At 53.3% G+C, this 7,581-nt stretch carries 8 protein-coding genes and 1 other RNA gene; 6 read left to right on the plus strand and 3 right to left on the minus strand.

The window, feature by feature from the left end; genetic code table 11:
- Positions 1 to 823, plus strand: an 823-nt coding sequence (locus J1785_RS05370) for a prepilin peptidase (protein WP_217218971.1), incomplete at its 5' end; no start/stop codon positions are given.
- 3 nt (positions 824 to 826) lie between these two features.
- The gene (locus J1785_RS05375) at positions 827 to 1,639 is read left to right on the plus strand and encodes a M23 family metallopeptidase (protein ID WP_217218972.1); all 813 of its coding nucleotides are present in this window, start codon (positions 827 to 829) and stop codon (positions 1,637 to 1,639) included.
- Between the two features lie 54 nt (positions 1,640 to 1,693).
- Here J1785_RS05375 and rnpB read toward each other — a convergent pair.
- An RNA gene (gene rnpB, locus J1785_RS05380) (RNase P RNA component class A) lies at positions 1,694 to 2,072 on the minus strand.
- A 25-nt stretch (positions 2,073 to 2,097) separates the two neighbouring features.
- On the minus strand, positions 2,098 to 2,967 hold the full coding sequence (gene rsmI / locus J1785_RS05385) for a 16S rRNA (cytidine(1402)-2'-O)-methyltransferase (RefSeq protein ID WP_129954709.1): 870 nt from the start codon (positions 2,965 to 2,967) through the stop codon (positions 2,098 to 2,100).
- A 61-nt stretch (positions 2,968 to 3,028) separates the two neighbouring features.
- Between rsmI and J1785_RS05390 the strand changes: the two genes are divergently transcribed.
- The 4 genes from J1785_RS05390 to dolP all read left to right on the plus strand — a co-directional run bounded on the left by J1785_RS05390 (position 3,029) and on the right by dolP (position 6,705).
- Positions 3,029 to 5,065: a penicillin-binding protein activator gene (locus J1785_RS05390; protein ID WP_217156589.1), complete on the plus strand. Its 2,037-nt coding sequence runs from the start codon at positions 3,029 to 3,031 to the stop codon at positions 5,063 to 5,065.
- A 65-nt stretch (positions 5,066 to 5,130) separates the two neighbouring features.
- A complete protein-coding gene (locus tag J1785_RS05395; protein ID WP_129954711.1) occupies positions 5,131 to 5,499 on the plus strand; it encodes a YraN family protein in 369 nt (122 codons plus the stop codon).
- 30 nt (positions 5,500 to 5,529) lie between these two features.
- Positions 5,530 to 6,120 (plus strand): DnaA initiator-associating protein DiaA, encoded by a 591-nt coding sequence (gene diaA, locus J1785_RS05400; RefSeq protein ID WP_013577230.1) that lies wholly within the window; start codon positions 5,530 to 5,532, stop codon positions 6,118 to 6,120.
- 9 nt (positions 6,121 to 6,129) lie between these two features.
- Entirely contained in the window at positions 6,130 to 6,705 is a 576-nt protein-coding gene (gene dolP, locus J1785_RS05405; protein WP_013577231.1) for a division/outer membrane stress-associated lipid-binding lipoprotein, read from the plus strand.
- Positions 6,706 to 6,768: 63 nt separating this feature from the next.
- Here the strand turns inward: dolP and mtgA are convergent, their stop codons facing one another.
- Complete coding sequence (gene mtgA / locus J1785_RS05410; RefSeq protein ID WP_129954712.1) at positions 6,769 to 7,491, minus strand: monofunctional biosynthetic peptidoglycan transglycosylase; 723 nt, start codon at positions 7,489 to 7,491, stop codon at positions 6,769 to 6,771.
- Positions 7,492 to 7,581 lie beyond the last annotated feature (90 nt).

Consider the following 7,581-nt stretch of genomic DNA (forward strand, 5'->3'; position numbering starts at 1 on the left):
TTTCTATTTTTGGTTTTATCCTATCATGGCACTGATATTCGGATTATTTATTGGCAGCTTTATTAATGTAATGATTTACCGGCTTCCGTTAATGATTTTTTCCGAATTAAGCCCGGAACCGGATGCGGTAAAAGTGAATCTCTGGTGGCCGCCTTCACATTGTCCGGCATGTGGTGCACCGGTCTGGAAACGTGACAATATTCCTGTCCTGAGCTGGTTATGGCTTAAAGGTAAGTGTCGTCATTGTCAGAGCACTATCTCCCCACAGTATCTGATATCCGAAATACTGTGCGGTAGTGTTTTTACCTTGCTAACCCTGGTGGCGCTGCCGCAGTTTACTGAAATTCAGGTCTGTTGCTTTTTCCTCTATTTCTGCCTGCTCTACAGCTTGTCAGTGATTGATTTTCAGCATTTGATTTTGCCGGACGGTTTAGTATCGCTGCTGTTATGGAGCGGCTTACTGGGTTCGGTTTTGGGTACGACTGGTATTGCGCCGCGCTCAGCGATTTGTGGCGCAGCGCTTGCCTGGCTTTTGCTTTATACCGTCATGGCAGCCTATGAAAAATTACGTGGCCGCGAAGGATTAGGTTATGGCGACGTTAAACTGATGGCTGCCATCACCGCCTGGCTGGGCATGGAAAAACTCCCTGAACTGATTCTCTGGTCTGCAGGGTCCGGTATTATTGTTTACCTGCTCTGTACAGTACTCAACAAACGCCGGTCGCTGGATGAAGACCATCCTGAATCCGCCAAACATTACATCCCCTTCGGACCTTCAATCGCCATGGCCGGACTGGTGATGTTTTTTATTGAGCGACTTTAATCCATGCGCCGGATATTACTTTTCCTGCTGCTCATTCCGCTTTTAACTCAGGCGACGGACGATGTGGCGGTAACGCTGGCTCTGATTCAGGCTACGCGTCCCGATGTTGAAGTTATTGAGGATCATTTTTCTTCAGCAATGTTACTGACTGCCCCAGGAGACAAAATATCAGAGGGGAATACCGAGACATCAAAAACATCGTCAATTCGCTATCCCCACTTCCTTTCGCCATTAAATATTCCGTTGCGGATCACGTCCCCGTTCAGCCTGCGCTGGCACCCCCTCATGCAACGTTTTTCCCCGCATGAGGGGACTGATTTTGCCGCGCCACGGTTAACGCCGGTGCTGGCTACGGAGAAGGGGATCGTCGAGGAAGCCATGTCTCATCCGACTGCGGGAAATTACGTGGTAATACGTCATCCGCTCGGGTGGCGTAGCCGCTATCTGCACCTTGACAGGATCACTGTGGCCACCGGGCAAGAAATTGAACGGGGCAAAGTGATTGGCTACTCCGGGAATACCGGACGCAGCACCGGGCCACATTTGCATTTTGAGCTGATGTATCACGGGCAGACAATGGATTCAGCAAAACTCCTGTCGGCTTCAGAGACAGATACTGTTCTGCCTGCCGCAGCCGTCAGTCCGCCGAAACCTGCGGTTCCGAAAATTATATTGGTCACGGAAATAGGCGGTCAGGAAAAAGTGATGGTGAAATATAAAGGGAAAACGATCTACGCCGGTGCAAACCAGACAGTGTTTGGACATTACAAAGTTCTGTTGCAGAACGGACGTTATCGTTTGTACAAGCTGTCCTGAAGGGAACAAAAGCGGGTGTATCCCTGAGGGGAACACCCGCTTCTGTTTTCAATGGAGTGGAGTTGACCGTTAAGCCGGGTTCTGTCGTGGACAGTCATTCGTCTAGGCCAGCAATCGCTCACTGGCTCAAGCAGCCTACCCGGGTTCAGTACGGGCCGTACCATGTGAACCCCTATTTGGCCTTGCTCCGGGTGGAGTTTACCATGCCACGAACTGTTGCCAGCCGCGCGGTGCGCTCTTACCGCACCCTTTCACCCTTACCTGATCCCGCTTGCGCGGGCCATCGGCGGTTTGCTCTCTGTTGCACTTGTCGTAAGCTCGCGCTTCCCAGGCGTTACCTGGCACCCTGCCCTATGGAGCCCGGACTTTCCTCCCCTCCTTCTGTCTCCCCCGAAAGGGACGGCAAAGAAGCGGCGACTGTCTGGTCAACTCCGCGGCGGATAATAGGGTATTACGCCCTATTTGTCACCCTCTTGCTCATCAAGCGCGTATTTATACAACGCATTCTTCTTCACACCGTGGATTTCAGCGGCCAGCGCGGCAGCTTTTTTCAGTGGCAGTTCTTTTTGCAAAAGCGCCAGAGTACGCAGGGCTTCTGCCGGTAACGCTTCGGTATCCACTTTATGGCCTTCAACAATCAGCACCATTTCGCCGCGCCGGCGCGTTTCGACCTCCTGCACCCAGGCCAGCAGCTCGCCGACAGGCGCACCGTGAATATTTTCCCAGGTTTTGGTCAGTTCACGCGCCAGCACCACATACCGCTCAGGCCCCCACACTTCGACCATATCCTGCAGACTGTCGAGTAAACGATGCGTTGATTCATAGAAAATCAACGTGCGCGGTTCTTCAATCAGTGACTGCAACGTATCTTTACGGGATTTGGTTTTAGCGGGCAGAAACCCTTCGTAACAGAAACGATCAGAAGGCAAACCCGCCGCACAAAGGGCGGTGATCGCCGCACAGGCACCGGGTAACGGCACCACGCGGATACCGGCTTCGCGGCAGCGACGCACCAGATGATAACCGGGGTCATTAATCAGCGGCGTACCGGCATCCGAGACCAGCGCAATGGTCTGGCCTTCCTGCAATTTCGCCAGTAAATGCTCGGCTTTCTGCTGTTCGTTATGGTCATGCAGCGGGTACATTTTTGCGGTGATCGCGAAATGTTGCAGCAGCAATCCGGTATGGCGGGTATCTTCTGCAGCAATCAAATCGACACTGTTCAGTACGGCCAGCGCGCGTTGGGTAATATCCCCTAAATTGCCAATTGGCGTCGGTACGATATACAGCGTTGAGGCAGAAATATCTGCTTGATCGTCTTGATTCATTGTTTCATCCGGATTGCCGATTTAATATTGAGCATCTTAAAAAAACATCACTGGAAACTGAATGCCTTCCTCAATGACCTTTCGTACCCGTTCGGGACGTTTACTCCCTGCCATCATCGTGGCGATGCTTCTCGCCAGCTGTTCTGGCCAGGCGCCGCAGGCACCGACAGAAAGTGTCCAGGGTGCAGCGTCCGGCAGCTCTGACTATTATTTGCAGCAGGCGCAGCAAAGCAGTGATGATAACAAGGCTGACTGGCAATTGCTTGCAGTGCGTGCCCTGATACGCGAAGGCAAAGCGCCTCAGGCGGCGGAGCAACTGGCTAAAGTACCGCAAAATCTGACCGCCGCTCAAACCGTCGAGCAGCAACTGACCAGTGCAGAAGTGCAGGTTGCGCTGAAAAATTATCCGGCAGCCGCCACCAGCCTGAGCCAGCTCGACCCTCACAGTCTGACCAACGATCAGAAAGCCCGTTATTATCAGGCGCAAATCGATGCCAGCCAGGGACGCACCAGCCTCGGCGTGATCCGCGCCTATATCGCACAGGAATCGCTGTTACAAGGACAGCCACATCAGGACAATATTGACCACACCTGGATGGCGTTGACGCAGCTGTCCCCGCAGGACGTCAGCAGCATCGTGATCAATGCTGATGAAAATACGTTGCAGGGATGGCTGGATTTACTCAGCGTATGGCAAAGCAACAAACAGGATCCTGATTTGCTGAAAGCCGGGATTAAAGACTGGCAACGTCGTTATCCGGTGAATCCGGCAGCGAAAAGTCTGCCAACTCAGCTTAATAATGTGCTGACCTTCCAGCCTGCCTCAACCGGCAAAATTGCACTGTTCCTGCCGATGAGCGGCCCGGCACAAGTTTACGGGAATGCCATTCAGCAGGGCTTTAATGCAGCCATGAACGGTCAGATCAGCCAGCCGGCGCCGCAGGCAGCCACGGCGGATGCTAACGCACAACCGCAGGTACCGGCTGACCCGAACGCGGCCGTCAGTACCTCCGCACCGGATGCCGGCGCACAAAACACCCCGGCGCAGACCGATCCTTCACCGGCCCAGCCGGCCGCAACGCCGGCGGCGGCCCCCGTTGCCAGCAGTAATGCGCAGGTGAAAGTGTATGACACCAATGGTCAGCCGCTGGCCGCACTTCTGACGCAGGCTCAGCAGGATGGCGCAACGCTGGTTGTCGGTCCGCTGCTGAAAGATCAGGTGAATGAACTCTCTTCTGATCAGACCCCGCTGAATGTTTTAGCGCTCAATCAGCCAGAAACTGAGAAAAACAGCCCGAATATCTGTTACTTTGCGCTCTCGCCGGAAGACGAGGCACAGGATGCTGCGCGCCACATGTGGTCTGAGCAGAAACGTATGCCGCTGTTACTGGTGCCGCGTGGCAACTTCGGCGACCGTATCGCACAGGCTTTTGCTAATGAATGGCAGAAACTGGGCGGCCAAACCGTGCTGAAACAAGGTCTCGGTTCAGCCGGTGAATTACGTTCTTCTATCGGCAGCGGTATCCGCCTGACGGGTACGCCGGTCATCGCCAGTGATGCCGCCGCGCCAGCACAAGCGCAGGGCGTGACTATTGGTGGCATTACTATCCCGGCACCGCCAACAGATGCACAGATTACGCAAGGCAGTACCGGGGGGGCGGTGGATTCCGTCTACGTTGTCGCGACACAAAGTGAACTGACGCTGATCAAACCGATGCTGGATCTTGCCGTAAATGGCCGTTCACATCCGGCAGTCTATGCCAGTTCACGTAGCTACCAGGCAGGTGCCGGGCCGGACTACCGTCTGGAAATGGAAGGCGTACAGTTTAGCGATATTCCGTTGCTGGCAGGCGGTAACCCGGCGCTGATGCAGCAGGCAGCCGCGAAATTTGGTAACGATTATTCACTGGTTCGTCTCTATGCGATGGGTATCGATGCGTGGAGTCTGGCGAATCACTTCTCCCAGATGCGCACATTGCCTGGCTTCCAGGTTTCCGGCAGCACCGGAGATTTGAGTGCCAATGGCAACTGTGTCATCCACCGTAAATTGCCATGGCTGCAATACCGCCAGGGCTCGCTGGTGCCAGTTTCTTCTTAAGAGAAAACTGAAACAGCATGACTGAGATCGGAATTCTCAACGATTACAGGTACAAGGACGTACTGATGAAGCCTTTTTTGTCAAAGACACGGGCGTGCGGCGATAAATACGAAGCCTTTGCACGGCGCTATCTCGAAAAAGCCGGGTTAACCTTTGTGGCGGCCAATGTGGCCTGCCGTGCCGGTGAAATTGACCTGATTATGCATGACCAGCAAACCTGGGTGTTTGTTGAAGTTCGTTACCGGCGCAACGCCAGTTTTGGTGGCGCAGCGGCCAGCGTAACGGTTCAAAAACAGCAGCGCCTGTTACGCGCTGCGTCTTTCTGGCTTGCAGGAAAGAATGCAAGCTTTGACACATCATCTTGCCGTTTTGATGTTTTTGCCATCACCGGCAGCCAGGTAGAATGGCTGCGTGATGCCTTCAATGCGGAATAAATATTACGACGACTGACTGGACGACAACCCGTGCTGGATAGAATCAAAGTCTGCTTTACAGAAAGTATTCAAACTCAGATTGCGGCGGCAGAAGCTTTGCCTGACGCGATTTCCCGCGCCGCGATGACGCTGGTGCAATCGCTGCTCAACGGCAATAAAATTCTGTGCTGCGGCAACGGCACCTCTGCGGCAAACGCACAGCATTTTTCCGCCAGTCTGATTAATCGTTTTGAAACTGAACGACCGAGCCTTCCTGCAATCTCATTATGTGCAGATAACATTGTGCTGACTGCGATTGCCAACGATCGTCTGCATGAAGAAATTTATGCTAAACAGGTGCGCGCCTTAGGTCAGGCGGGTGATGTTCTGCTGGCCATTTCTACCCGCGGCAACAGCCGTGATATTGTCAAAGCCGTTGAAGCAGCGGTAACCCGTGATATGACTATTGTCGCATTAACAGGTTATGACGGCGGCGAACTGGCGGGTTTACTGGGGCCTCATGATGTTGAGATCCGTATTCCGTCTCATCGCAGCGCCCGCATTCAGGAAATGCATATGCTCACAGTTAACTGTCTCTGTGACCTGATAGATAACACGCTGTTCCCACACCAGGACGATTAAGGAGATCACATGAAGGCGAGTCCTCTCTTTGCAGTATTGTTAAGCGCCCTTCTGTTACAAGGCTGTGTCGCCGCTGCGGTAGTTGGTGCAGCTGGCGTCGCAACAAAAACAACGACTGACCCACGTACGGTCGGTACGCAGGTTGATGACAGCACGCTGGAAGCCCGTGTTTCTAACGCGGTGAGCAAAGATAAACAACTGAAAGACGAAGCCCGTATCGTGGCGACAGCGTATCAGGGTAAAGTCCTGTTAACCGGTCAGGCACCGACGGCGGATATGGCCTCACGCGCCAAACAAATTGCGATGGGTGTTGAAGGCGCAACGGAAGTGTATAACGAAATCCGTACCGGTAAACCGGTAAGCATGGGCACAGCGTCTATGGACACGTGGATCACCACCAAAGTCCGTTCTCAGCTGCTGACCAGTGATTCGGTTAAATCATCTAACGTCAAAGTCACTACCGAAAACGGCGAAGTATTCCTGCTGGGTCTGGTGACGCAGGAAGAAGGTAAATCTGCGGCGGGGATTGCTGCTGGCGTGAGCGGCGTTAAACACGTCACTACGGCATTTACCTACGTCAAATAATTCAGTGCGTGATAACAAAAAGGACAGCCTGCGTGCTGTCCTTTTTTGCGTTAATGACCCGTACTAATGAAGTTTATGTTCTTGCAGAAAAGACTCCCCGCCGAGCTGGCTCATCTGGCGCAGTATCCATTGCTGACGGCGAATGACATACGCGGAAGGCGCGTTGACTTTGAACAGGTGCGGATTCGGCAACACGGCCGCCAGTAACGCAGCCTGAGAAGCGGTCAGGCGACTGGCTGGCTTATGAAAGAAATGCTGCGCAGCCTGCTCGACGCCAAAGACGCCGTCACCAAACTCCACAATATTCAGGTACACCGTCAGAATGCGACGTTTTGTCCATACGGTTTCAATGCCCACCGTCAGGCCGGCCTCCAGCCCTTTACGCACCCAGCTGCGCCCGTCCCACAAAAACAGGTTTTTAGCGGTCTGCTGGGACAGTGTGGAAGCCCCCCGCATTTTTCCGCCGTCTTTATCCAGCACCGACTGAATAGCATCGACATCAAATCCCCAATGGGTCGGGAATTTTTGATCTTCTGCTGCCATTACCGCGAGCGCCATGGGCGCGGAAATCTCACGCATTGGCACCCAGTCCGAATGAGCAACATAGCCAAAATCACCGGTCAACCACGCGGAAATCTGTCGTTCCACCATCACGGCAGAAAAAGGCACGGGTATAAAAGAAAAAAGAAGGATGCCCGTTATCCATAAGCTGAGTAAAAGCAGGATTGCGCGTTTCATCCATAACAGCGGCAACCGCAACCCGCTCTTTCGAGTCATTTTATTCATTTGGCGCTTTCCACAACACATCCGACCATCTAATCAATCTCAATAATAACCTGCAAGATCAGGCTAGCGAAATGGTGAACAATATTGCTA

Source organism: Rahnella perminowiae (genome assembly GCF_019049755.1).
Taxonomy (GTDB): Bacteria; Pseudomonadota; Gammaproteobacteria; order Enterobacterales; family Enterobacteriaceae; genus Rahnella; species Rahnella perminowiae.